This window comes from Streptomyces misionensis (genome assembly GCF_007896895.1).
Lineage (GTDB): Bacteria > Actinomycetota > Actinomycetes > Streptomycetales > Streptomycetaceae > Streptomyces > Streptomyces misionensis_A.
The window spans coordinates 9,383-33,319 of sequence record NZ_VOGW01000165.1; the positions used below are offsets into that span (position 1 = coordinate 9,383).

At 71.1% G+C, this 23,937-nt stretch carries 22 protein-coding genes; 14 read left to right on the top strand and 8 right to left on the bottom strand.

Going from position 1 to position 23,937, the window contains the following annotated elements; genetic code table 11:
• Positions 1-25 precede the first annotated feature (25 nt).
• Complete coding sequence (locus FRZ03_RS27225) at positions 26-679, top strand: pirin family protein (RefSeq protein ID WP_146467807.1); 654 nt, start codon at positions 26-28, stop codon at positions 677-679.
• A gap of 56 nt (positions 680-735) precedes the next feature.
• Here the strand turns inward: FRZ03_RS27225 and FRZ03_RS27230 are convergent, their stop codons facing one another.
• Together FRZ03_RS27230 and FRZ03_RS27235 are read right to left on the bottom strand one after the other, a co-directional pair.
• Positions 736-1,563 (bottom strand): serine hydrolase domain-containing protein, encoded by an 828-nt coding sequence (locus FRZ03_RS27230; RefSeq protein ID WP_146467782.1) that lies wholly within the window; start codon positions 1,561-1,563, stop codon positions 736-738.
• A 19-nt stretch (positions 1,564-1,582) separates the two neighbouring features.
• Positions 1,583-2,056 (bottom strand): GNAT family N-acetyltransferase, encoded by a 474-nt coding sequence (locus tag FRZ03_RS27235; RefSeq protein WP_146467783.1) that lies wholly within the window; start codon positions 2,054-2,056, stop codon positions 1,583-1,585.
• A gap of 147 nt (positions 2,057-2,203) precedes the next feature.
• Here FRZ03_RS27235 and FRZ03_RS27240 point away from each other — a divergent pair, with 147 nt between their 5' ends.
• Complete coding sequence (locus tag FRZ03_RS27240) at positions 2,204-2,668, top strand: MerR family transcriptional regulator (RefSeq protein WP_146467784.1); 465 nt, start codon at positions 2,204-2,206, stop codon at positions 2,666-2,668.
• Positions 2,665-3,681 (top strand): aldo/keto reductase, encoded by a 1,017-nt coding sequence (locus tag FRZ03_RS27245; protein ID WP_146467785.1) that lies wholly within the window; start codon positions 2,665-2,667, stop codon positions 3,679-3,681. The genes FRZ03_RS27240 and FRZ03_RS27245 overlap by 4 nt, the downstream gene beginning before the upstream one ends.
• Here FRZ03_RS27245 and FRZ03_RS27250 read toward each other — a convergent pair whose 3' ends face one another.
• From FRZ03_RS27250 to FRZ03_RS27260, 3 genes are all read right to left on the bottom strand, one after another.
• Entirely contained in the window at positions 3,682-4,530 is an 849-nt protein-coding gene (locus FRZ03_RS27250) for a DUF4429 domain-containing protein (protein WP_146467786.1), read from the bottom strand.
• A gap of 66 nt (positions 4,531-4,596) precedes the next feature.
• Entirely contained in the window at positions 4,597-5,817 is a 1,221-nt protein-coding gene (locus FRZ03_RS27255) for an alpha/beta hydrolase (protein ID WP_146467787.1), read from the bottom strand.
• 183 nt (positions 5,818-6,000) lie between these two features.
• Positions 6,001-6,627, bottom strand: a complete 627-nt coding sequence (locus tag FRZ03_RS27260; protein WP_146467788.1) for a TetR family transcriptional regulator — start codon at positions 6,625-6,627, stop codon at positions 6,001-6,003.
• Between the two features lie 121 nt (positions 6,628-6,748).
• Between FRZ03_RS27260 and FRZ03_RS27265 the strand changes: the two genes are divergently transcribed.
• A complete protein-coding gene (locus FRZ03_RS27265; protein WP_146467789.1) occupies positions 6,749-8,368 on the top strand; it encodes an MFS transporter in 1,620 nt (539 codons plus the stop codon).
• 264 nt (positions 8,369-8,632) lie between these two features.
• Here FRZ03_RS27265 and aceE read toward each other — a convergent pair whose 3' ends face one another.
• Positions 8,633-11,380 (bottom strand): pyruvate dehydrogenase (acetyl-transferring), homodimeric type, encoded by a 2,748-nt coding sequence (aceE, locus tag FRZ03_RS27270; protein ID WP_146467790.1) that lies wholly within the window; start codon positions 11,378-11,380, stop codon positions 8,633-8,635.
• Positions 11,381-11,841: 461 nt separating this feature from the next.
• Between aceE and FRZ03_RS27275 the strand changes: the two genes are divergently transcribed.
• The 6 genes from FRZ03_RS27275 to FRZ03_RS27300 all read left to right on the top strand — a co-directional run bounded on the left by FRZ03_RS27275 (position 11,842) and on the right by FRZ03_RS27300 (position 16,273).
• Positions 11,842-12,279 carry a DUF3052 domain-containing protein gene (locus FRZ03_RS27275; protein ID WP_186785636.1) on the top strand — a complete coding sequence of 146 codons (438 nt, stop codon included), beginning with the start codon at positions 11,842-11,844 and terminating at the stop codon, positions 12,277-12,279.
• A 121-nt stretch (positions 12,280-12,400) separates the two neighbouring features.
• Positions 12,401-12,859 (top strand): peroxiredoxin, encoded by a 459-nt coding sequence (locus FRZ03_RS27280; RefSeq protein WP_146467792.1) that lies wholly within the window; start codon positions 12,401-12,403, stop codon positions 12,857-12,859.
• 141 nt (positions 12,860-13,000) lie between these two features.
• On the top strand, positions 13,001-13,576 hold the full coding sequence (locus FRZ03_RS27285; RefSeq protein ID WP_146467793.1) for a TerD family protein: 576 nt from the start codon (positions 13,001-13,003) through the stop codon (positions 13,574-13,576).
• 101 nt (positions 13,577-13,677) lie between these two features.
• On the top strand, positions 13,678-14,256 hold the full coding sequence (locus FRZ03_RS27290) for a TerD family protein (RefSeq protein ID WP_070027618.1): 579 nt from the start codon (positions 13,678-13,680) through the stop codon (positions 14,254-14,256).
• 63 nt (positions 14,257-14,319) lie between these two features.
• The gene (locus FRZ03_RS27295) at positions 14,320-15,459 is read left to right on the top strand and encodes a DUF475 domain-containing protein (RefSeq protein ID WP_146467794.1); all 1,140 of its coding nucleotides are present in this window, start codon (positions 14,320-14,322) and stop codon (positions 15,457-15,459) included.
• Between the two features lie 88 nt (positions 15,460-15,547).
• On the top strand, positions 15,548-16,273 hold the full coding sequence (locus FRZ03_RS27300; protein WP_146467795.1) for a TerD family protein: 726 nt from the start codon (positions 15,548-15,550) through the stop codon (positions 16,271-16,273).
• Between the two features lie 21 nt (positions 16,274-16,294).
• On the opposite strand, the gene FRZ03_RS27305 is transcribed toward FRZ03_RS27300, so the two are convergent.
• Complete coding sequence (locus FRZ03_RS27305) at positions 16,295-17,026, bottom strand: TerD family protein (protein WP_146467796.1); 732 nt, start codon at positions 17,024-17,026, stop codon at positions 16,295-16,297.
• 178 nt (positions 17,027-17,204) lie between these two features.
• Here FRZ03_RS27305 and FRZ03_RS27310 point away from each other — a divergent pair, with 178 nt between their 5' ends.
• Genes FRZ03_RS27310 through FRZ03_RS27320 form a run of 3 tightly spaced genes read left to right on the top strand, consistent with a single transcriptional unit; the run spans position 17,205 to position 21,659 of the window.
• Positions 17,205-18,371, top strand: coding sequence for an HpcH/HpaI aldolase/citrate lyase family protein (locus FRZ03_RS27310; RefSeq protein WP_146467797.1), 1,167 nt, complete (start codon positions 17,205-17,207; stop codon positions 18,369-18,371).
• Positions 18,372-18,387: 16 nt separating this feature from the next.
• Complete coding sequence (locus FRZ03_RS27315; protein ID WP_146467798.1) at positions 18,388-20,844, top strand: phosphoribosyltransferase; 2,457 nt, start codon at positions 18,388-18,390, stop codon at positions 20,842-20,844.
• Complete coding sequence (locus FRZ03_RS27320) at positions 20,844-21,659, top strand: HAD family hydrolase (protein WP_146467799.1); 816 nt, start codon at positions 20,844-20,846, stop codon at positions 21,657-21,659. Before FRZ03_RS27315 ends, FRZ03_RS27320 begins: the two co-directional genes overlap by 1 nt.
• A 45-nt stretch (positions 21,660-21,704) precedes the next feature.
• On the opposite strand, the gene FRZ03_RS27325 is transcribed toward FRZ03_RS27320, so the two are convergent.
• Positions 21,705-21,914: an FmdB family zinc ribbon protein gene (locus FRZ03_RS27325; RefSeq protein WP_146467800.1), complete on the bottom strand. Its 210-nt coding sequence runs from the start codon at positions 21,912-21,914 to the stop codon at positions 21,705-21,707.
• Between the two features lie 209 nt (positions 21,915-22,123).
• Between FRZ03_RS27325 and FRZ03_RS27330 the strand changes: the two genes are divergently transcribed.
• Positions 22,124-23,937 (top strand): transglycosylase domain-containing protein (locus FRZ03_RS27330; RefSeq protein WP_261399351.1); only part of this gene is annotated, 1,814 nt, incomplete at its 3' end.

Sequence of the window (23,937 nt, forward strand, 5' to 3'; positions counted from 1 at the left end):
GTCCGGGGATACGGTGGTGATCGTGATGGACGTACGGCGCGCTGCCGAGCGCTACCCGGGCGGGGACCCGGCGGCCGGGATCGAGACCCGCCACGCCTTCTCCTTCGGCCCGCACTACGACCCGGACAACCTGGGCTTCGGTCCGCTGATCGCCTGCAACGAGGAGCGCCTCGCGCCGGGCGCCGGATTCGGTGAACACCCGCACAGCCACACCGAGATCGTCACCTGGGTGATCGAGGGCGAGCTGACCCACCGGGACTCCGCGGGCCACGAGACGACCGTGCGCCCGGGGGACGTCCAGCACCTTCGCGCCGCGGCCGGCGTACGTCATGTGGAACGCAACGACGGCGACCGCCCGCTGGCCTTCCTCCAGATGTGGCTGACCCCCCGGGAGCCGGGCGGCGACCCGTCGTACGCGATCGTCCCCGGCATCGCCGACGCCACCCCCTACCCCGTCCCGGCCGCGGGCGCCACGCTCCACGTCCGCCGCCCGGCCGAGGGCGCGCGCACCGCCCTGCCCGACGCGCCGTACCTGTACGTCCATGTCGTGCACGGCGAGATGCGGCTGGCCGGCGAGCATCTGCACCCCGGTGACGCGGCCCGGATCACCGGTGCCCGCGGCCTCACGGCGGTGGCGATGACCCGGGCGGAGCTGCTGGTGTGGGAGATGACCGGCTGACGGCCCACCGGCCCGGCGCCGCCGCGCGGGACCGCCGGGTCATCGCCGGGCGGGGCTCAGCGGCCGGCGCGCGTTTCCGTCAGCACCGCGTCCGTGAACACCGGCCACGCCTCGATCGCCCACGGCCCGAAGGCACGGTCGGTCAGGGCGGCGCAGGCGAGACCGGCGTCCGGGTCGACCCACAGGAACGTCCCGGACTGGCCGAAGTGGCCGAAGGTGCGCGGGGAGGACGAACCGCCCGTCCAGTGCGGGGACTTGGCGGCGCGGATCTCGAAGCCCAGCCCCCAGTCGTTCGGGTTCTGGTGCCCGTACCCCGGCAGCACGCCCTTGGTGCCCGGGAACTGGACCGTCATCGCCTCCGCCACCGTGCGCGGGTCCAGCAGCCGGGGAGCCTGCAACTCCGCCGCGAACCGCAGCAGGTCCTCGACCGTCGAGACCCCGTCCTTCGCCGGGGAGCCCGCGAGCGAGGTGGCCGTCATGCCCAGCGGCTCCAGCACCGCCTGCCGCGCGTACTCGGCGAACGGCATGTCCGTCGCCTTGGCCACATGGTCCCCGAGCTGCTCGAACCCGGCGTTGGAGTACAGCCGCCGCTCCCCGGGCGGGGCCGTCACCCGGTGCTCGTCGAAGGCCAGCCCCGAGGTGTGCGCGAGCAGATGGCGGACCGTCGCCCCGGGCGGGCCGGCCGGCTCGTCCAGCTCGATCGCCCCCTCCTCGTACGCCACCAGCGCCGCGTACGCGGCCAGCGGCTTGGTGACCGAGGCGAGGGGGAAGCGGTGGGCGAGGGGGCCGTGCGTCCCGAGGACGGCCCCGTCGGCTCGTACGACGCCCGCCGCCGCGGTGGGCACGGGCCAGTTCTCGATCGACGCCAGGCTGTTCAACGACATGCGGACGAGCCTATGCGGCTCACAGGTGCAGCCGCATCGACGGGTCCGGCTTGCGGACGAAGCCGAGCGACGCGTACAGGGACTCGGCCTGCGCGGACGCGGTGAGGTCGACCTGCCGCACGCCCTGTGCCCGGAACCACTCCACCAGCTCTTCCACGCACGCCCGCGCGTACCCGCGCCGCCGGGCACCGGGGTCGGTGGCCACGCTGAACACATGCCCGACCCGCCCCTGCGGGTTCCCGGCCCGGCCGATGCGGTACTCCACGGTCCCGCAGGCCAGCGCGGCCAGCGCACCCGGCCGGTCCGGATGGTCCACGACGAAGGCCGCGAAACCGCTGCCGGGGTCGGCCAGCCGGTCCCGCAGTGCCGGAAGCGAGTCGGCGTGCCAGTCCGTCGGCCCGTCGGTTTCCGCGGACATCGAGTCGATCATCACCTGCCGCAGCCGCAGGACTTCTCCGGCCTCTTCGGGCAGGGCCCGTCGCACTGAACTCATGGCCCCGTACGCTAGCGCGGCGACCGGAAAGGTTCACCGGCCAACCCTCCCGGCCACAGCACCAGCGACCGGCCACACCGCCGGTCCTGCGGTTTTCTTACCGGCTTCGCTTGCTTCGAGTGCACTCCAAGGTCATAGCGTTGAGGCATGACGGTGATGCAGACCACGCCTGCGACGCTCGAGGAATCCCACCCCGCCGACATCTGCTCCGCCCGGCCCTCGCGCCACGCGCGCCCCGACGGCCAGGACCGCTACACGATCAGTGAAGTCGTCGCCTTCACCGGTCTGACCGCGCACACCCTGCGCTGGTACGAGCGGATCGGCCTGATGCCGCACGTCGACCGCTCCCACACCGGTCAGCGCCGCTACAGCAACCGGGACCTGGACTGGCTGGACCTGGTGACCAAGCTGCGGCTGACCGGAATGCCGGTGGCGGACATGGTCCGGTACGCGGAACTGGTGCGCGCGGGCAGCGACACCTACCGGGAGCGGCAGGAACTGCTGGAGCAGACCCGCCGGGACGTCCTCGGGCGCATCGCCGAACTGCGCGACACGCTCGCCGTACTCGACCGCAAGATCAGCTTTTACGCGACAGAGGGGACCACTCGATGACCGACGCCAGGATTCCGACGGCACGCCTGGGAACGCAGGGGCCGGAGGTCGGCGTGCAGGGCCTCGGCTGCATGGGCATGAGCTTCGCCTACGGCCCCACCGACGCCGAGCAGGCGCGCGCGGCCCTCGACCGGGCGCTGGAGCTGGGCGTGACCCTCTACGACACCGCCGACGCGTACGGTGCCGGCGAGAACGAGCGGTTCCTCGCCCCCTTCTTCCGCGCCCACCGCGACGAGGTGGTGATCGCCACCAAGTTCGCCCTGTCCATCCCGAAGGACGACCCGACCAAGCGGATCATCCGCAACGACGCCCCCTACATCCGCGAGGCCGTCGAGGGCAGCCTGCGGCGGCTCGACGTCGATGTGATCGACCTCTACTACATGCACCGCCGCGATGTGAACGTGCCCATCGAGGAGACCGTCGGCACGATGGCGGAGCTGGTGCGCGAGGGCAAGGTCAAGCACCTGGGCCTCAGCGAGGTCACCGCCGAGGAGCTGCGCGCCGCGCACGCCGTGCACCCGATCGCGGCCGTGCAGTCGGAGTGGTCCCTGTTCAGCCGGGACATCGAGGCGCACGTGGTGCCGGCCGCGCGGGAGCTGGGCGTCGCCCTGGTGCCGTACTCGCCGCTCGGGCGGGGCTTCCTCACCGGTGCCTTCGCCAACGCCGACCAGGACCTCACGGCCGACGACTTCCGCCGTCAGCAGCCCCGCTTCACGGGCGACAACGCGGCGGCCAACGCGGCCCTGCTCCAGCCCCTGCGCGCCATCGCCGAGGCCCATGGCGCCACCCCGGCCCAGATCGCCCTGGCCTGGGTCCAGCAGCGGGCGGCCGTCGACTCGCTGGCGGTCGTCCCGATCCCGGGCACCCGCAAGGCGGGCCGGGTGGAGGAGAACGTGGGCGCCGTCCGCATCACCCTGACCGAGGACGAACTGGCCCGGCTGGAGCCGATCGCGGGCAAGGTCGCGGGCGAGCGGTACGCGGACATGAGCTTCACCTCGGCGGGCCGGGAGTAGTCAGAGCTCCGCGAGCAGCTGCGCCTTCTTGCCGGCGAACTCCTCGTCGGTGACCAGCCCGGCCTGGTGCAGCTCCCCGAGGTGCCGGATCCGTTCGGCGATGTCCGCGGGGTCGCGGCGGCACCGCGGCACCGCCGCCGGCACCGGACCGTGCGAGCGGACCGCCGCCAGCACCGCGGCGGCGAACGGCAGCGACTCGTGGACCGGACCGTAACCGAGCCCGAACACCACCGCCGCCGGATCCTGGTCGGGCTCGGGCGCCGCGTCCGGCGCCGCATCGAAGGAGCGCAACCGGAGATAGCCCTCCAGGGCCTCCGGTGAGCGCCACTCCACCCCACTGAGACCGGTGACCGGGTAACTCTGGTCGCCGGCCTTCCACTTGGCCGACGACGCGCCCGTCGACGACCACCGGAACCGCACCGACGTGCCGTCGAACGTGGCCTTCCCGTCGTACGCCTTGAACTGCAACGGCGCCTCGGGCGCCGCCACCAGGTAGCGGTCCGCCGGCCCCGACCCGGTGAGCCGCGCCGTCAACTCCTCGGCGCAGGACGCCGCCTGGGACTCCCGCTCGGCCGGCAGGACCAGCCGGTAGGGATCGGAGCCCTCCTTCAGCTGGCCGTCGGCCGCCTCCATCAGCGGATCGGCGCCCGCGCGGGGCAGCAGCCGCAGGACGACGGTGCCGCGCCGGCCCGGAGCGAGCCGCACCTCCTCGACCGCGGAGAGCGGGATCCGCCGCTCCCCGAGCGCCTGGAACAACTTCGGTGTTCGAATCCCCCGTTCGTAACGGATGAGCACGGAGTCGGACTCGAACTCCCAGACGGCATGAAAACCCGCCAGTACGTCACCCATGCGGCTCATCGTATGCGGCACGTCCCCCTCCGTCGCCTCCCTCGCGGACCGCACTTCCTGCTGTTTCTACGCGCGTTGGGCCGTCTTCGCGCCGGGCAGGTCCGCCCGGCACGCGGCGGTACCGCCGGCGCAGGTCACCTCGTCGTACGCGCCCGTGCCGATGTCGGCGAGGTTGCGCAGGCTGTCCGTGCCCGGCTGGAAGTAGCCGGCGTGGCCCTGCGCGTCCTCGGCGGACAGCACCCGGGCGCCGAAGGCGGCGGAGACCGGGTCGGCGCCGTGCCCGAGCCCGCCCAGCTCCAGATACGGGACGTCCTGGATCCAGTCGGTGGCGTCCCGCATGGCCCACACCCGGGCGCCGGTGTCCAGATGGGCGGCCTTGGAGACCCGCATGCCGGGGCTGGCGGCCACCGCTATGTCGGTGACCCGCCGGGGCATCCTGGGCGCGGCCACGCCGCAGAGCACTGAGCCGTAGCTGTGGCAGAACATCGACACCGGGGCGCCGCCGGGCAGGGCCCGCAGCAGCGCGTTCAGCCGCAGGGAGCCCTCCGCCGCGCGCAGTCCGGTGGCCGCGTCCACGCCGAGGCCGTCGGGGGAGGTGTAGTCGGCCCAGGCGATCACCGCCGTACGCGTGGCGGGGCGCGTCGCGCGCTCCTGGGCGTACAGCGCCTTGGCCATGCCGACCGGGGCGGTGTACGGGCGGTTCGTCTTCTGGAAGGTGAGCAGATCGGTGTCGACACCGGGGACGACGACCGAGATCCGCTGGGCCCGGGTCAGGTTCCCGAAGACCTCGGAGATGCGGCCGGTGCCCTCCGGGTCGAAGGAGAGGATCTGCCGGCCGGGGGTCAGCAGCGACTCGTAGCGGCGCATGCGGCGGCCCGCGTCCTGCTGGCCCGCCGTGCTGAGCCGGCTGTCGTGCATGCGCCGGCGCTCGCTCTCGCGCTCCTGCTCCAGCGCGAGGTGGTTGGCCCGGTAGCGCAGGTCGACCGGCGCGCCGTTCATGTTGCCGACCGCCAGCGGGTAGCGGTGGACGAGGCGGGTGCGGTCGTGGGCGGAGAGCGTGGCGAAGAAGCGGGTGAGCCGCGCGGGGTCGGCCCCCGGGTCGGGCAGCCGGAGCCCGTGCAGGCTGCCGTGTCTCCACTTGTCGAGGGAGGTCTGCAGTTCGCTCGACTCCCGGTGGGTGCGCAGGGCGGTCCACCCGGTGGTGGCGAGCATCACGAACACCACGGCCAGCGCCAGCATCGCGCGCCAGACGTTGAGTTGCGGGGAGGAGGTGTCGAAGGAAGTCACTGGGAGGACACACTAGGAGAACGAGACGGTCTCGCGGTAACCGGGTGACCGGGATCACGTTTCGGCGTGAGTCGAACACGCCGTGAACGATCTTTCGAACCCGGTGAAGTCGATCTGCCGCACACCACATCGGCGGCCCCCGGACGCGCTGGTGACGATCTTTCGGTCGTGATGCCAACGGCCTCAGGCCGAGCGCCAGTTCCCCTTGAGTGCCGAAGTCACCTGATCGAGGTACGAGACGGTGAGCTTCCGGACGGCTTCCAGGCTGCAGTCCCGGCCCGTGCACCACTGGCGCTCCGTGACCCTTATCACCCCGCCGAACACCGCCACGGCGAGCCTCGGTCGGGGGTCCGCGTCCACGTCCACGCCCTCCCGCTCGGCCAGTAGCCGCGCGATCGTCTCCTCGGCCGCGGTCGAGCGGCGCAGATGGGCGGCGAGCAGCGCGGGCGTCGACTCGATCGTGCGGTACATGCGCAGGTAGAGGTCGACCGGCACGACCGACTCGAGATTGCTCCGGACCGCGTCCCAGCCCTCCAGGACCGCCTGCCGCAGTGCCTCCATCGGCGGCTCGTGCGGCGGGCGGGCGCGCAGGGCGGCCAGGAAGAGCGCCTGCGCCCGCTCCTGCATCGCGAAGGCCGCGTCCTCCTTGCCCGCGAAGTAGCGGAAGAAGGTGCGCTGGGAGACGTCGCAGGCCGCGGCTATCTCGTCCACGGTCGTGCGCTCGTACCCCCGGGTGGTGAACAGTTCGAGAGCGGCCCGCAGCAGCGCCTCCCGGGTACGCCGCTTCTTGCGCTCGCGCAGCGTCTCCATGGCCCTCGGCGGCCCCTCTCGTGACGTTCGGCCAGCTCAGCAGTGTATATCCGCGATCTGTCAGTTACCGACTTATGAAATTGTTTGTCAATTGTCAGTGGCTGTCACTAGTCTCGAACGCATGACTGGTCAGACCACCATCGACACGACAGGGCCGGGTGACGGAGCCCCGGCGGCCCCGGAGAAGCCCACCCCGGACGCGGGGCTGCGCGGCCACCCCTGGCTCACCCTGATCACCGTTGCCGTAGGGGTCATGATGGTGGCCCTGGACGGCACCATCGTGGCCATCGCCAACCCGGCCATCCGCGACCATCTGCACGCGAGCTTCGCCGATGTGCAGTGGATCACCAACGCCTACTTCCTCGCCCTCGCGGTCACCCTGATCACCGCGGGCAAGCTCGGTGACCGCTTCGGCCACCGGCAGACCTTCCTCATCGGCGTGACCGGCTTCGCCGCCGCCTCCGGGGCGATCGGCCTGTCGCACACCATCGCCACCGTCATCATCTTCCGGGTCTTCCAGGGCCTGTTCGGCGCGCTGCTGATGCCGGCCGCGCTCGGCCTGCTGCGGGCCACGTTCCCGGCCGAGAAGCTCAACATGGCCATCGGCATCTGGGGCATGGTGATCGGCGCGTCCACCGCGGGCGGCCCGATCCTCGGCGGCGTCCTCGTGCAGCACGTCAACTGGCAGTCGGTGTTCTTCATCAACGTGCCGGTCGGCGCGATCGCGCTGGTCCTCGGCCTGCTGATCCTGCTCGACCACCGCGCCCAGAACGCGCCGCGCTCCTTCGACGTGCTCGGCATCGCGCTGCTGTCCGGTGCCATGTTCTGCCTGGTCTGGGCGCTCATCAAGGCCCCGTCCTGGGGCTGGGGCGACGGCAGGACCTGGGGCTTCATCGTCGCCTCGGTGCTGCTCTTCGCGTTCTTCGCGTTCTGGGAGACCAGGGTCGCCGAGCCGCTCATCCCGCTCGGCCTGTTCCGCTCGGTGCCGCTGTCGGCCGGTGTGGTCCTGATGGTCCTCATGGCCATCGCCTTCATGGGCGGCCTGTTCTTCGTGACGTTCTACCTGCAGAACGTGCACGGCATGTCCCCGGTCAACGCGGGCCTGCACCTGCTGCCGCTCACCGGCATGATGATCGTCGCCTCGCCGCTCGCCGGCGCCGCGATCACCCGGTTCGGCCCGCGGGTGCCGCTGGCCGGCGGCATGGCCGCGACCGCGATCGCCATGTTCGGCATGTCCACCCTCAAGGCCGGCACCGGCAGCGGGGTGATGTCCCTCTGGTTCGCCCTCCTCGGCCTCGGCCTCGCGCCGGTCATGGTCGGCGCGACGGAGGTCATCGTCGGCAACGCGCCCATGGAGCTGTCCGGTGTGGCCGGCGGCCTCCAGCAGGCGGCCATGCAGATCGGCGGCAGCCTCGGCACGGCGGTGCTGGGCGCGGTGATGGCCTCCAAGGTCGACAGCTCGCTGGAGGGCAACTGGAAGGCGGCGGGACTGCCGCCGCTGACCCCGGCCCAGCTGGACCAGGCCTCCGAGGCGGTGCAGGCCGGTGTGGCGCCGGTGCAGAAGGGGATACCGGGGCCGATAGCCGCGAAGATCACCGAGGTGGCCCACCACACCTTCATCTCCGGCATGAGCCTCGCCTGCCTGGTCGCGGCGGGCGTCGCGGTGGCCGCGGTCCTCGTCGCCCTCCTCACCAAGCGGGGCGACAACGCGGAGGCGGGGGCGGGCGTGGGTCACATCTGACCCGCGGTCGCCCGGCCGGGTGACTCGACCGGGGTTCCCTGGCGCGGCGCGCTCCACGCGCCCCAGAGTGGATCACGCCTGGGCGCACGCTGCAGGAGGGGAACAGCGTGCGCCCTGGGGGCTTCGGCCGGGTGACGCGGCGTGCGTCCTGCGGGGCTCTGCCGGGTGCCGGCTCACCCCGGGGGCCGTGCGGCCGGCCATGGGCAGACCCGGCCCGCTCGGCGCCGGAGGCCCCCTGGCGCAGGGGCGTCCCGGCGCCCCCGGTCACGCGTCGCCGCCGGCCGCTCCCGGGTGGGCCGCCGTGACGTCCAGTACCTGGTAGCGGTCGATCGCCTGCTTCAAAGCGGAGCGGTCGATGCGGCCCGCCCGCGCCAGCTCCGTGAGCACGGCCACCACGATCGACTGCGCGTCGATGTGGAAGAACCTGCGCGCCGCCCCCCGGGTGTCGGCGAAGCCGAAGCCGTCCGCGCCGAGCGACTGGTAGGGCCCTGGCACCCACCGGGCGATCTGGTCCGGCACCGACCGCATCCAGTCGGACACCGCCACGAACGGCCCCTCCGCGCCGCTCAGTTTGCGCGTCACGTAGGGGACGGCCTGCTCCTCCTCCGGATGCAGCAGGTTGTGCTGCTCGCAGGCGACGGCCTCGCGCCGCAGCTCGTTCCAGGACGTCGCGGACCACACGGCCGCCCGCACGTTCCAGTCCTCCGCGAGGATCCGCTGCGCCTCCAGCGCCCACGGCACCGCCACCCCGGACGCCATGATCTGCGCCGGGATCGCCCCGCCGGGACCGTCGGAGAGCTTGTGGATGCCCTTGACGATGCCCTCGACGTCCACGTCGGACGGCTCCGCCGGGTGCCGGATGGGCTCGTTGTAGACGGTGAGGTAGAAGAAGACGTCCTCGCCGTGCGGATGTTCGGGCGAGCTGCCGTACATCCGCCGCAGACCGTCCTGCACGATGTGCGCGATCTCGTACGCGTACGCCGGGTCGTAGGCCACGCACGCCGGGTTCGTCGAGGCCAGCAACTGCGAGTGCCCGTCGGCGTGCTGGAGACCCTCGCCGGTCAGCGTCGTACGGCCCGCGGTCGCGCCGAGGACGAACCCGCGCGCCAGCTGGTCGGCCATCTGCCAGAACTGGTCACCTGTGCGCTGGAAACCGAACATCGAGTAGAAGACGTACACCGGGATCAGCGGCTCGCCGTGCGTGGCGTAGGCCGAGCCCGCCGCGATCAGCGAGGCCGTGCAGCCCGCCTCGGAGATGCCGTCGTGCAGCATCTGCCCGGTCGGCGACTCCTTGTAGGCGAGCAGCAGTTCACGGTCCACCGACTCGTACTGCTGCCCGAGCGGGTTGTAGATCTTCGCGCTCGGGAAGAAGGAGTCCATGCCGAACGTGCGGTACTCGTCCGGCGCGATCAGCACGAACCGCCGGCCGATCTCCTTGTCCCGCATGAGGTCCTTGAGCAGCCGCACAAAGGCCATCGTCGTGGCGATGGACTGCTGCCCGGTGCCCTTCTTCACGGTCGCGTACGCCTTGTCGTCCGGCAGCGCGAGCGGCTCGGAGCGCACGACGCGCGTGGGGACGTAACCGCCGCAGCCCTTGCGGCGGTCGTGCATGTACTGGATCTCCTCCGAGTCCCGGCCCGGGTGGTAGTACGGCGGCAGGCCGGACTCCAGCTCCCGGTCGGAGATCGGCAGGTGCAGCCGGTCCCGGAAGCGCTTGAGGTCGTCGACCGTCAGCTTCTTCATCTGGTGCGTGGCGTTGCGGCCCTCGAAGTTCGGGCCCAGCGTCCAGCCCTTGATCGTCTTGGCCAGGATCACCGTCGGCTGGCCCTTGTGCTCCTTGGCCGCCTTGAACGCCGCGTAGATCTTGCGGTGGTCGTGCCCGCCGCGCCCCAGGTGCAGGATCTGGTCGTCGGTCATGTTCTCGACCATGGCGCGCAGCCGGTGGTCGTCGCCGAAGAAGTGCCGGCGAATGTAGGCGCCCGACTCCGTGGCGTACGTCTGGAACTGCCCGTCCGGGGTCATGTTCATCTTGTTGACCAGGACGCCGTCCCGGTCCTGCGCGAGCAGCGGGTCCCAGCTGCGGTCCCAGATCAGCTTGATCACGTTCCAGCCGGCGCCCCGGAAGACCGACTCCAGCTCCTGGATGATCTTCCCGTTGCCGCGCACCGGGCCGTCCAGGCGCTGGAGGTTGCAGTTGACCACGAAGGTCAGGTTGTCCAGGCCCTCCCGGGCCGCCAGGGTGAGCTGGCCCAGCGACTCCGGCTCGTCCATCTCGCCGTCGCCGAGGAACGCCCACACGTGGGACTTGGAGGTGTCCGCGATCCCGCGCGCCTCCATGTAGCGGTTCATCCGCGCCTGGAAGATCGCGCCCAGCGGACCGAGGCCCATGGAGACGGTCGGGAACTCCCAGAAGTCCGGCATCGAGCGCGGGTGCGGATAGCTGGACAGGCCGTTCGGGTACTTCGACTTCTCCTGGCGGAAGCCGTCCAGCTGGTCCTCGGTGAGCCGGTCCAGCAGGTAGGCGCGCGCGTAGATGCCGGGCGAGGCGTGGCCCTGGAAGAAGACCTGGTCGCCGCCGTCGCCCTCGTCCTTGCCGCGGAAGAAGTGGTTGAATCCCACGTCGTAGAGCGACGCCGAGGAGGCGAAGGTGGCGATGTGGCCCCCCACGCCGATGCCGGGCCGCTGGGCGCGCGAGACCATCACGGCCGCGTTCCAGCGCGTCGCGTTGAGGATCTTGCGCTCGATCTCCTCGTTGCCCGGGAAGAACGGCTCGCTCTTGGTGGGGATGGTGTTGACGTAGTCCGTGCTGCGCATCTCGGGCACGGCCACGCGCTTCTCGCGGGCCCGCTCGATCAGCCGCAGCATGAGGTAACGCGCCCGCTCCCGGCCGCGCTCGTCCACGACCGCGTCGAGGGAGTCGAGCCACTCCTGGGTCTCTTCGGGATCGAAGTCAGGAACCTGACTCGGAAGGCCGCCAATGATGATCGGGGTGCGATCGGATCCGGAAGCCACGCTGTTCCTTACCTGTCGGAGGGCCGGTTCTTGCTCGTCACTCTGCTCGCTGCTCGTGCCGCTACTCGTGCCTACTGTTCGTGCCCGCGCCGTTCCCCATCGTGTACCGGGGGAGCGCGCCCGTCATCTTCACCGGAGCCTCCCCGGCGTACGGCCGGAGCACACCGCCGGTCAAAACGCAACGATACGCCCGGGGTGTGACGCGCTTGGCAAAGTTGTTCGATGGTTCCATCCATGGATGATTCCGCGCCGTGCAAACCGGGCACATCGGGGTGATGTGGGTGGCGCGGAATCGAGATACGGTGCCAGGAGTTGCGGCGACACGGCCGGGATCGTCACCGTTTCGGCGGTCGGGACCGCCGGGTACTTGCGCGATCCGCCCCGCCCGTGTGGACTACGGCCAATGCTTCGCGCACGCGCGTGGCTGAGATATTCACCAAGACATGATCAGGAGGCAACCCGTGAGCGCGACCGCGGACCACGCGGAGGAGCGGACGAACCCTGCCGCCAGGCTGGGGTTCCAGCCCGGGCAGGTGGTCCAGGAGATCGGCTACGACGACGACGTCGACCAGGAACTCCGCGAGTCCATCGAGGAAGCCATCGAGGGTGACCTGATGGACGAGGAATACGACGACGTGGCCGACGCCGTTGTGCTGTGGTTCCGTGACGACGACGGTGACCTGACGGATGCGCTGGTGGATGCCACCACGTACATCGAAGAGGGCGGCGCGATTCTGCTCCTCACGCCGAAGACGGGTCGTGACGGCTATGTGGAGCCGAGCGACATCCAGGACGCCGCCACGACGGCCGGGCTGACCGCGGCCAAGAGCGTGAGCGTCGGCAAGGACTGGAGCGGCAGCCGGCTGGCCACCCCGAAGGCGGCCAAGTCGAAGCGATGACCGCCGCCCGGGCGGGCCGGATCTCACCGGCCCGCCCGGGGACCCCGGTGATCGCTGCGTAGGGTGGACCCGAGCGTTAGCTGTGCTCTCACCCGAACAGCCCACCGAAGGGAAGCACGACATGGCGATCCAGGTCGGCGACAAGGCGCCCGAATTCGAGCTCAAGGACAACCACGGCCGCACCGTGCGGCTCGCCGACTTCCGTGGCGAGAAGAACGTGGTCCTGCTCTTCTACCCCTTCGCCTTCACCGGCGTGTGCACCGGCGAGCTGTGCGCGCTGCGCGACAACCTGCCGAAGTTCACCGACCGCGACACCCAGCTGCTCGCCGTCTCCAACGACTCCATCCACAGCCTGCGCGTCTTCGCCGAGCAGGAGGGTCTGGAGTACCCGCTGCTCAGCGACTTCTGGCCGCACGGCAACGTCTCGCGCGCCTACGGCGTCTTCGACGAGGACAAGGGCTGCGCGGTGCGGGGCACCTTCGTCATCGACAAGGAGGGCGTGGTGCGCTGGACCGTGGTCAACGGTCTGCCGGACGCGCGTGACCTCAACGACTACGTGAAGGCGCTCGACACCCTGTAGGTCGGCCGGTCGGCCGATATCCGGGATCCTTCCGGGTCCAGGGTCCGCGGGGGGCGGGAACCCGTCACTAGGATCGGTTCGTTGATCCCATATCCGAAGCACGACGGGGCTCCCCGCCCCTCGACACCACATGGAGGACTCGTGGGAGTCAGCCTCAGCAAGGGCGGCAACGTCTCGCTGACCAAAGAGGCCCCGGGCCTGACCGCCGTCATCGTCGGTCTGGGCTGGGACGTGCGGACCACGACCGGCACCGACTTCGACCTCGACGCGAGCGCGCTGCTGCTGAACACCTCCGGCAAGGTCGTCAGCGACCAGCATTTCGTCTTCTTCAACAACCTCAAGAGCCCCGACGGCTCCGTGGAGCACACCGGCGACAACCTCACCGGTGAGGGCGAGGGCGACGACGAGGCCATCAAGGTGAACCTCGCCGCGGTCCCGGCCGACGTGGACAAGATCGTCTTCCCGGTGTCGATCTACGAGGCCGAGAACCGCCAGCAGTCCTTCGGCCAGGTCCGCAACGCCTTCATCCGCGTCGTCAACCAGGCCAACCAGCAGGAGATCGCCCGCTACGACCTCAGCGAGGACGCCTCCACGGAGACCGCCATGGTCTTCGGCGAGCTGTACCGCAACGGCGCCGAGTGGAAGTTCCGTGCCATCGGCCAGGGCTACGCCTCCGGCCTGCGCGGCATCGCCCAGGACTTCGGCGTCAACGTCTGACGCCGCGGATTCGCGGCACTCCGTCCGGCGCCGAGCCGTTTACGGCCGGCGCCGGACGCGCAGGACAACAGGGAAGCACCGTCAGGGGAGGACCAGCAATCATGGGCGTCACGCTCGCCAAGGGGGGCAATGTCTCCCTCTCCAAGGCCGCGCCGAACCTCACCAACGTCATGGTCGGGCTCGGCTGGGACGCGCGTTCCACCACCGGCGCCCCCTTCGACCTGGACGCCAGCGCGCTGCTGTGCGGTGCCGGGAACCGGGTGCTGGGTGACGAGTGGTTCGTGTTCTACAACCAGCTCACGAGCCCCGACGGCTCCGTGGAGCACACCGGCGACAACCTCACCGGTGAGGGCGAGGGCGACGACGAGTCCATCCTGGTGGACCTCGCCAAGGTCCCGCCCCAGTGCGAGAAGATCATCTTCCCTGTCTCCATCCACATGGCCGACGAGCGCGGCCAGACCTTCGGCCAGGTCTCCAACGCCTTCATCCGCGTGGTCAACCAGTCCGACGGCCAGGAGCTCGCGCGCTACGACCTCAGCGAGGACGCCTCCACCGAGACGGCCATGATCTTCGGCGAGCTCTACCGCTACCAGGGCGAGTGGAAATTCCGTGCGGTGGGCCAGGGGTACGCGTCCGGATTGCGCGGCATCGCTCTAGACTTCGGAGTCAACGTTTCGTAAAGCCGTGCTCGGCGCGGGGGAGACCCTCACGGGAGGTGCCCCCACAACACGATGGGGTAACCAGTGCTTCTGAAAACCTTCGGCTGGTCGTTCGCGGTCACCGCGCTCGGCCTGGTCGCCGCCGTCTTCTACGGGGGCTGGGAGGCCTTCGGGGTCGTGGCGATCCTCGCCGTCCTCGAGATCTCGCTGTCCTTCGACAACGCGGTGGTCAACGCCGGAATCCTGAAGAAGATGAACGCCTTCTGGCAGAAGATCTTCCTCACCGTCGGCGTGCTCATCGCCGTCTTCGGCATGCGGCTGGTCTTCCCCGTCGTGATCGTCGCCATCACCGCCAAGCTCAACCCGGTCGACGCGGTGCACCTGGCCTTCGCCGACAAGGACCGCTACCAGCAGCTGGTCACCGACGCCCACCCGGCGATCGCGGCCTTCGGCGGCATGTTCCTGCTGATGATCTTCCTGGACTTCATCTTCGAGGACCGGGACATACAGTGGCTGTGCTGGATCGAGCGGCCCCTGGCCAAGCTCGGCAAGGTCGACATGCTGTCGGTCTGCATCTCCCTGATCGTCCTGCTGATCACCTCCTTCACCTTCGCCACCCAGGCCCACCAGCACGGCGGCGCGCACGCCGACAAGGCGCAGACGGTCCTGATCGCCGGCATCGCCGGTCTGATCACCTACCTGGTCGTCGGCGGCCTCTCCGGCTTCTTCGAGGAACGCCTCGAGGAAGAGGAGGAGCGCGAGCACGAGGAGGAGGAAGAGGCCGCCCGCACCGGCAAGAAGAAGTCGGCCGTCCTGCTGGCCGGCCAGGCCGCGTTCTTCATGTTCCTCTACCTGGAGGTCCTGGACGCGTCCTTCTCCTTCGACGGCGTGATCGGCGCCTTCGCCATCACCAACGACATCGTGATGATGGCCCTCGGTCTCGGCATCGGCGCGATGTACGTCCGTTCGCTCACCGTCTACCTGGTCCGCCAGGGCACCCTGGACGACTACGTCTACCTGGAGCACGGCGCCCACTACGCGATCGGCGCCCTCGCCCTGATCCTGATGGTGACCATCCGGTACGAGATCAACGAGGTGATCACCGGCCTCGTCGGCGTCGTCCTGATCGCCCTGTCCTTCTGGTCCTCCGTGCGCCGCAACCGGGCCCTCGCGGCGGCCGGCGCCGGCAGCGGGGAGAAGGCCGAGGTCTCCTCCGGGGTGTGACACCCTGACCGGTGAGGAACGCTTCGTTCGGGGCGGTCGGCACGGCCGGGCGCCCCGACGGCATGCGGACGAGTACCTGGGGGCGGGAATGGGCTTCTTCGACGGGCTGCTGGGCGCACGCGCGGTCGACTTCGACTCCGGCGGCACCGGCAACGCCATCGAACTCACCAAACGGCACCAGACGGTGTCCCTCAGCAAACAGGGCGCGGCCACCGGCCATCTGCGCGTGAACCTCACCTGGCGGATGCGCAGCTCCGACTTCGGCATGCGGCGCCCCAGCCTGCTGCGCCACCCCCTCAAGGCCCTGAAGCCGCCGGAGATCCAGGGCCACGGGCAGAGCATGGTCAACGTCGACCTGGACCTCGGCTGCCTCTACGAGCTGACCGACGGCACCAAGGGCGTCGTCCAGCCGCTGGGCGACTACCTGGGCGACGTCAACGCGGCCCCGTACATCAAGATCAGCGGCGACGACCGGTTCGGCTCGGGCTCCGGCGAGACGATGTACATCAACCTCGACCACCGCGAGTCCATCAAACGCGTGCTGGTCTTCGTGTACATCTACGACCAGACCCCCGCGTTCGACCGCACGCACGCCATCGTCACCCTGTACCCCAGCAGCGGCCCCCGCCTGGAGATCAGCCTGGACGAGCGTCACCCCCAGGCCCGCTCCTGCGCCGTCCTGCTCATCGAGAACGTCAAGGGCGAGCTCATGGTCCGCCGGGAGGTCAAGTTCGTCTACGGCTTCCAGGCCGAGCTGGACCGGCTGTACGGATGGGGCCTGCAATGGGGCCGCGGCTACAAGACCAAGGCCTAGGCCTGGGCCCGGCCGTATTGATCACCGCCCGATGAACTGCGGCCCCTGCGGCGGCAGCCGGAACCCGGGGTCGGGCGCCACCGGCTGCGGGTACCCGTACGCCGGCGCGGAGGTCGGCTGCGGGTAGCCGTAGGCCGGCTGGGGCGGCACCGCCGTCGCGGGCTGCTCCGGGGGCAGCGGCTGGGATACCGTCGCCGGTTCCTCCGCCTCCGACTCGTCCACCGAGATGCCGAAATCCGTGGCGAGGCCCTTGAGCCCGTTGGAGTAGCCCTCGCCCAGCGCGCGGAACTTCCAGCCCTCACCGCGCCGGTACAGCTCCCCGCAGATCATCGCGGTCTCCGCGCCGGTCTCCGGCTTGATGTCGAACGTCGCCCACGGCTCACCGTCGGCCGTCGCCGCGTCGTACACCAGGATGCTCAGGTTCGGCACCTGGTCGAAGGCGACCCCGTCGGCCGAGGCGACCAGCAGGATCCGCCCGATCTCCGGCTCGACGCCCGCCAGGTCTGTCTGGATCGTGTCGGTGAGGCCCTCGGTGATGCGCTTCTTGCCCAGCCGCCACACCGTCCCCGACGGATGCCGGGGCTGGTTGTAGAAGACGAAGTCCTCGTCCGAGCGCACACGGCCGTCGGGGCCCAGCAGCAGCGCCGAGGCGTCCACGTCCGGGACCGACTGCCCCGGTGTCCAGCGCAGTACGGCGCGCACCGTGGTGGCCTCCAGCGGGACGTTCGAGCCCTTCAGCATCGCGTGCGTCATGCCGTCATCCTGCCCTCTCGGCCCTGGCCACGACAATGCGGGGGGTGTCGGCCGCCGACACGGCCGGGACACCGGAAATTCACGTCCGCAGGGAACCCCGGACAGGTGTTCCTACGTACTATTACCGGCCACCTTTTACCGAATCCAGGGGTTCGGCACGCACCTTCGAGGGAGTCCTATGCGTCATTTCGGGCACGTCGCCCCCGAGGTGCGGCAGCGCCTCTTCCACCGGGAGCCCCGCGCGTTCACCGCGGACTCCCCGGCCCGGCTGCTCGCCACCGCCCTCGGCGCCACGCTCTACAGCCCCGCCACCCGGCCGCGACTGGCCGACGACATCCTCAAACAGGCGGGCAACGGCGTGGTCTCCATGGTGCTGTGCCTGGAGGACTCCATCGACGACGCGGACGTGCCGGCCGCCGAGGAGAACCTGGTCCGGCAGCTCGCCGACCTCGGCTCCCGGCCCGCCGCCGAGCCGCCGCTGCTGTTCGTCCGGGTGCGCGCCCCCGAACAGATCCCCGACCTCGTACGCCGCCTCGGCCCCTTCGTGCGGCTGCTGTCCGGCTTCGTGCTGCCCAAGTTCACCGAGGAGCGCGGCCTGCCCTTCCTGGAGGCCCTGGCCGCCGCCGAGACGCACACCGGCCGCCGCCTCTTCGCCATGCCGGTCCTCGAATCCCCGGAGCTGCTGTACCGCGAGTCGCGGGTGGACACCCTGGAGGGCATCTCCCGCGCCGTCGACAAGTACCGCGACCGGGTCCTCGCGCTCCGCCTCGGCGTCACCGACTTCTGCTCCTCCTACGGGCTGCGCCGGGCCCCCGACATGACCGCCTACGACGTCCAGGTCGTCGCCTCCGTGATCGCCGACGTCGTGAACATGCTGGGCCGCGCCGACGGCACCGGATTCACCGTCACCGGGCCCGTGTGGGAGTACTTCCGGCTCTCCGAGCGCATGTTCAAGCCCCAGCTGCGGCAGAGCCCCTTCCTGGAGGTGCAGGCCGCCGAACTGCGCGAGAGGCTGCTGGAGCACGCCATGGACGGGCTGCTGCGGGAGATCTCCCTCGACCAGGCCAACGGCCTGCTCGGCAAGACCTGCATCCACCCCTCCCACGTCCCGCCCGTGCACGCCCTTTCCGTGGTCAGCCACGAGGAGTACAGCGACGCCCGGGACATACTGCGGCCCGAGCGGGGCGGCGGGGGCGTCCTGCGGTCCGCGTACACGAACAAGATGAACGAGGTGAAACCGCACCGCGCCTGGGCCGAACGGACCCTGCTGCGCGCGGAGGCGTTCGGCGTCGCCCACGAGGACGTCGGCTTCGTCGAACTGCTCGCCGCCGGAATACCCGGCTGACCTCCCCAAGGAACGCATGAACAACGCAGTGAACGACGCGGTCTGGTCCGGCACCTGGGTCGCCGAGCGACTCGGGGTCGCACTCCGGGGCGACGACGGGCTGGCGGACCTGCTGGGGCTCGCCCTGCGCCGCAACCCCAAACGGGCCCACCTGCTGGTCTCCAACGTCCTCGGCAAGCACGTACCGCAGGCGCCCTCGGTGGTGTACGGCCACGGGGTGCGGCTGGGCCGGCGGGTCGCCGCACGGCTCGGCGACCAGGCGGCCGGCGCGGTCGTCCTCGGGTACGCGGAGACCGCGACGGGGCTCGGGCACGCCGTGGCCGACGGCCTCGGCACGGCGCCGTACCTCCACTCCACCCGGCGGCCGGTCGCCGGGATCACCCCCGCGGGCGGGTTCGAGGAGTCCCACTCCCACGCCACGTCCCACCTGCTGCTGCCGTCGGACCCCGCACTGCTGGCGGGCGAGGGGCCGCTGGTGCTGGTGGACGACGAGTTCTCCACCGGGAACACGGTGCTGAACACCATCCGTGACCTGCACGCCCGGTATCCGCGCCGCCGGTACGTGGTGGCGGCGCTCGTGGACATGCGGTCGGCCGGGGACACCGCGCGGATGGCGCGGTTCGCCGAGGAGATCGGGGCGCGGGTGGACCTCGTCGCCACGGCGTCGGGGACGGTGCTCCTCCCGGACGGCGTGCTGGAGAAGGGGCGGGAACTGGTGGCCCGCCACGAGGCCACCGGGCACGAGCCGCGGCGGCCGGCCGCCGCCGCGCACCGCGTCCCCGTGACGGTGGACCTGGGCTGGCCCGCAGGGCTTCCCGACGGGGGCCGGCACGGATTCACCCCCGCCCACCGCACCCGTCTCGAAGCCGCCCTGCCCGCCATGGCCGACCGGATCGCGCAGGCGCTTCCCACCGGGGCCCGGCGGGTGCTCGTGCTCGGCTCCGAGGAGCTGATGTACGCCCCGCTCCGGCTCGCCCACCAGTTGGAGCGGACCGTGACCGCGCGGGTGCGGTTCTCGACCACCACGCGGTCGCCCGTGCTCGCGGTCGACGACCCGGGGTACGCCATCCGCAGCCGCCTGGTCTTCCCGGCGCACGACGACCCGGCCGACGGGCCCGGCGAGCGGTACGCCTACAACGTCGCGGGCGGCGGCTTCGACGCCGTCGTCGCGGTGGTCGACTCGGCCGGCGACACCCCCGCGCTGCACGCGCCCGACGGGCTGCTGGCCCGGCTCGCGGCGCAGGTGCCGCACGTACTGCTCGCGGTCGTCCCCTCCCACGTCCCCGCGCCCCCGCGCGCTCCCGAAAGGCCGGCCGTGCTCCCCGAGCCCCTCCGAGGCCCCGCATTCTCCTCCTACGCGCCCGAGGAGGTCGGCTGGCTGCTCCAGGACCTCTCGGACGTCACCCTGGAGGCGCCGACCGAGGAGCGGGAGGAGGCCATCCAGAGCGGCGGTGCGCACTACGCCGAGTCGCTGCCCGTGGAGTACCAGCCCAGCGCGCGCTACCAGGAGCTGTTCCACGCGGCCCTGGACGCCTCGGCCGCGCGGATCGCGCGGGCCGTCGGCGTGGTGACCGAGACCGTCCTCGGCGAGCGGTCGCCGCGCCCGGTGCTGGTGTCGCTGGCCCGCGCCGGGACCCCGGTCGGCGTGCTGATGCGCCGCTGGGCGGCGTTCCGGCACGGCCTCGAACTGCCGCACTACGCCGTGTCGATCGTGCGCGGCCGGGGCATCGACGCCAACGCGCTGCGCTGGCTGGCCGCCCACCACGACCCCCGGGACGTGGTGTTCGTGGACGGCTGGACCGGCAAGGGCGCCATCACCCGCGAACTCGCCTCGGCAGTCGAGGAGTTCGCGGCGCGGACGGGCGTCACCGGCTTCGACCCGGAGATCGCCGTGCTCGCCGACCCGGGCTCCTGCGTGCGCACCTACGGCACCCGCGAGGACTTCCTCATCCCCTCCGCCTGCCTCAACTCGACCGTCTCCGGGCTGATCTCGCGTACCGTCCTGCGCGCCGACCTGGTCGGCCCGGACGACTTCCACGGCGCCAAGTTCTACCGCGAACTCGCCGGCGCCGACGTCTCGGCGGCCTTCCTCGACGCCGTCGCCGCCCGCTTCCCGGAGGTCGCCGACACCGTAGACGAGGCGGTCAAGGAGCTGTCGGCCGGGGACCGCACCCCGACCTGGGCGGGCTGGCGGGCCGTGGAGCGGATCAGCGAGGAGTACGGCATCCACGACGTGAACCTCGTCAAGCCCGGCGTCGGCGAGACCACCCGGGTGCTGCTGCGCCGGGTGCCCTGGAAGATCCTCGCGCGCGAGGGCGCGGGCAGCGACCTGGACCACGTCCGGCTGCTCGCCCGGCAGCGCGGGGTGCCGGTCGAGGAGGTCGCCGAACTGCCCTACACCTGCGTCGGGTTGATCCACCCCAAGTACACGCGCGGGGCCACCGGGGCCGACGGCAGGGCGGTGAACGCCTGATGCCGGTGCTGGTGGCGAGCGATCTCGACCGTACCCTGATCTACTCCTCGGCGGCCCTCGCGCTGACCATGCCGGACGCGCGGGCCCCCCGGCTGCTGTGCGTCGAGGTGCACGAGAGCAAGCCGCTGTCGTACATGACCGAGACGGCGGCGCGGCTGCTGACCGACCTCGCGGACGCGGCCGTGTTCGTGCCGGTCACGACCCGGACGCGCAAGCAGTACCAGCGCGTCAACCTCCCTGGTCCGCAGCCCGGGTTCGCGATCTGCGCCAACGGCGGCCATCTGCTGGTCGACGGGGTCACCGACCGCGACTGGCACGCCCGGGTGCTGGCCCGGCTCGCCGAGGAGTGCGCGCCGCTGGCCGAGGTCCGGGACCATCTGACGCGCACCGCCGACCCGGTGTGGCTGCGCAGGCAGCGGGTCGCCGAGGATCTGTTCGCCTACCTCGTGGTCGAGCGCGAACTGCTGCCCGAGGAGTGGGTGAAGGAGCTGACGGCATGGGCGGAGACCCGCGGCTGGACGGTCTCCCTCCAGGGCCGCAAGCTCTACGCCGTACCCAGGCCGCTCACCAAGAGCGCGGCGGTCCGCGAGGTGGCCCGCCGTACCGGCGCCCGCCTCACCCTGGCGGCGGGCGACTCCCTGCTGGACGCCGACCTCCTGCTGGCCGCCGACCGGGGCTGGCGCCCGGGCCACGGCGAACTGGCGGACACGAACTGGACGGCCCCGGGGATCGGCGCGCTGCCGGAGCGGGGAGTCCTCGCGGGCGAACGAATCCTGGGCGAATTCCTGCGGGCGGCGCGCGCCGCGGCCCCTTAGGGGGCGGGCGGGACCAACCGCCGCTGCCCGCGGGGACGGACGGGGTCAGCCGCAGCAGCCCCCGCCGCAGCAGCCCCCGCCCTGGGGCGCCGGGGCCGCCGAGCCCGCCGTACCGCCCACCGCGACCGTGGACAGCAGTTTGACCGTGTCCTCGTGCCCGGCGGGGCACACCGCGGGCGCGGACGACTCGGACATCGGCCGACTCAGTTCGAACGTGTCGCCGCAGCTGCGGCAGCGGTACTCGTAGCGAGGCATGGGGTCAGGGTAACCGGGGCGCCGAACGAGGCGTCTCAATGTTTGATGAGTGTTGGGATACACCCGACACTCGTGCGGAGGAATCGAAAACTTCGCTGATAACTTGTGAACGCCGTTGCGAGGACGCTCAGCTCACCGCGCGAGCAGGAGCGAGTGCGGAGGGGAGACGCATAGTGACCGATGCGTCGCAGGGGGAGGGCCGTTCCGGGATGGGCGGGAGCGATGAGCAGCCGCTCGATTCCGATCGGACGCTGCATCTGAGAGTCGAGGGCCTCAGGGCCGACGAGACCATGCAGTTGCGCGTGCCCGCGCGGCCCGAGCCGTCCCCGCCGGGCGGCCGGGCCGAGCGCCGGCGCAGCACCCGGCCCTCGGGGAAGGAACGCGTCGGAGGCGTGGCCGTCCGCGCGCTGGGGCCGCTCGCCCCGTACGCGCGCCGGCTCGCGCCCTACGCGCGCCGCCTCAAGCCCGCCTATCCACGCCCCGGACGGACCGGCTGGCGGCGCTGGCTGCCGTCCTGGCGGCAGTGGCTGGGCGGCGTGCTGGCCTCCTTCGGCCTGCTCGGCGCCTTCCTGGTGACCGCGTACGCGGTCACCGACATACCCACCGACCTGAACACCTACGCGACCCAGCAGGACAACGTCTACTTCTGGTCCGACGGCACCCCGATGGCCCGTACGGGATGGGTGCAGCGGCAGGCGATGCCGCTGAAGGACATCCCCCCGGACGTCCGCTGGGCGGTCCTCGCGGCGGAGAACGAGACCTTCTACTCGGACCCCGGCATATCCGTGAAGGGCATCAGCCGGGCGCTGTTCCGCACCGTGGGCGAGGGGGACACCCAGGGCGGCTCCACCATCACCCAGCAGTACGTCAAGAACGTCTACCTCAACCAGAACCAGACGGTCAGCCGCAAGTTCACCGAGGCGATGATCTCCCTCAAGCTCGACAACAAGATGAGCAAGGACAAGATCCTCGAGGGCTACCTCAACACCAGCTGGTTCGGCCGCGGCACCTACGGCATCCAGCGCGCCGCCCAGGCCTACTACGGCAAGGACGTCAGCGAACTCGACGCCTCCGAGGCCGCGATGCTCGCCGGACTGCTCAAGGGCGCCGGCCTGTTCGACCCCACCCTGAGCAAGGCCAACCACCAGCGGGCGGTGGAACGCTGGTCCTGGATCCTCGACCGCATGGTCAAGATCCACAAACTGTCGCCGCAGGAGCGCGCCAAGTACACGACGTTCCCCGAGCCGCTGAAGTCCAACCCGCTGTACAACACCGGCGAGCAGAGCGACTACCTGGTGGAACTGGCCTCCCAGTACGCCAAGAAGGCCGCGCACCTGACCGACCAGCAGTTCGACCTGGGCGGCTACCAGATCTACACGACCTTCGACCGCAAGCGGGAGAACGCGCTCACCGACGCCGTCACCAAGGCCCGCAAGCAGGCGAAGCAGGACAACCCCGACGCCGCGAAGAACGGCCACTACGGAGCCGCCTCCGTCGCCACCGACGGCCGGATCCTCGCGGTCTACGGCGGCCCCGACCACCGCACCCAGGGCTACAACGAGTCCAACGCGACCACCGTCCCGGCCGGCTCCGCGTTCCTGCCCTTCGTCTACGCCGCCGGGCTCGAACACGGCGTCCACAAGACGCGCGGCGGCCCCGCCACCCCCGTCACCCCGGACAGCGTCTACGACGGCGACGACGGCGTCCCCGTGACCACCCCCGAGGGCCCCTACTGGGACCGCAGCGGCAGGAAGGTCGCCGCGCACAACGACGGCAACAAGTCCTACGGGAAGATCACCCTGCGCGAGGCCCTCGCCAAATCGGTGAACACCCCGTTCATGCAGCTCGGCATGGACACCGGCCTCGCCCAGGTACGGCAGACCGCCCAGGCCGCCGGACTGCTGTCCTCCAGCATCGGCCCCCAGGTGCCCGCCCTGTCCCTCGGCAGCGCCACCCCCAGCGCCATCCGCATGGCCAGCGGATACGCCACCTTCGCCGCCGACGGCACGCACACGGAGCCGTA